General features: G+C 61.1%; 1 protein-coding gene. It reads left to right on the forward strand.

From position 1 onward, the window contains the following. Window positions 1–890, forward strand: an 890-nt coding sequence (locus F7R02_RS25660; protein WP_151210336.1) for an IS3-like element ISXc8 family transposase, incomplete at its 5' end; no start/stop codon positions are given. Between the last annotated feature and the right edge of the window lie 5 nt (window positions 891–895).

Genomic DNA, 895 nt, shown 5'->3' on the forward strand with positions numbered 1-895 from the left:
TTCGCAAAGGGATCACCCTGAGGTATCAGGTGATCGAACGTTGCCGCGATGAGTTTCCGATTCGGCTGATGTGCCGGTGCCTGAAGGTATCGGCCAGCGGCTACTACGAGTGGAGTAAGCGTCCTGCGAGCGCCCGGCAGCTCGACAATGAGCGCCTGGTCGTACGGATGCGCGAACTACACGAAGACAGCCGCGGTACGTTGGGGGCTGGCCGCATGCGCGAAGACCTGGCTGAGGAGGGCGAGACCGCCAGCCTGAACCGGGTAGCACGCCTGATGGCGGCCGACGGCCTGCAGGGCTGGCCCCGGCGCAAGCGTCGCGGGCAGCGTGGCAGTCCGGCCGTGACGCCGCCGGGCGTGGTCAACCTGCTTGAACGTGATTTTCTCGCGCTGGAGCCGGAAACCAAGTGGGTGACCGATATCACCGAGATCAAGACCCAGCAGGGCAAGCTGTATCTGTGCATCGTATTGGATCTGTACGACCAGCGCATTGTTGGCTGGTCAATGCACGCTCGGCAGGACCGTCAGATGGTGATCCGGGCTGTGCAGATGGCGGTCTGGCAGCGGCAAGGAAGCGATGAGGTGATTGTGCATTCGGATCGTGGCAGTCAGTTCCGCAGCGGTGACTACCAGAGGTATCTGACGGCTAACGGGCTGATCTGTTCAATGAGCGCTGTGGGGCATTGCGGCGACAACGCGGCCTGCGAAGGCTTTTTTGGACTACTCAAGCGTGAGCGGATCTATCGAACGAGCTACGCCACACTGGATGGAGCAAGAGCGGATGTGTTTGACTACATCGAGCGACGCCACAACCCAAGGATGCGGCGAAGGGCGGCCAAGCAGGATCAGAAGGTTGCAGCTCTTTTACAACCGTCCGTGATATCGGGGTAGAACCC

This window comes from Xanthomonas cissicola, from assembly GCF_008801575.1.
Lineage (GTDB): Bacteria > Pseudomonadota > Gammaproteobacteria > Xanthomonadales > Xanthomonadaceae > Xanthomonas > Xanthomonas cissicola.